General features: G+C 40.1%; 1 pseudogene. It reads left to right on the top strand.

The annotated features are described in order from the left end of the window. Positions 1 to 29: 29 nt before the first annotated feature. A pseudogene (locus tag ACRHOC_RS16110) lies at positions 30 to 207 on the top strand (50S ribosomal protein L25); the annotation flags it as partial.

Below are 207 nucleotides of genomic sequence, written 5' to 3'. Positions count from 1 at the left end.
AAAATTTTTTATTAATAAAACATCTCAAAATGAAATCAATTACAATCAATGGATCTCAAACAGAAACCGTGGGCAAGAAGTCAACAAAAGCCTTACGTAAAGCTGGTCAGGTTCCTTGCGTGTTATACGGAGGAGACAAGCCACTACAGTTCTCGGCACCAGAATTGGCTTTCTCAAAGTTAGTGTACACTCCAGATGCGCCTACTG

The organism is Winogradskyella poriferorum, from assembly GCF_050618035.1.
Classification (GTDB): Bacteria; Bacteroidota; Bacteroidia; order Flavobacteriales; family Flavobacteriaceae; genus Winogradskyella; species Winogradskyella poriferorum_A.
The sequence above is the reverse complement of the archived record's forward strand: the minus strand, read 5'-3'. Positions and strand labels throughout refer to the sequence as shown.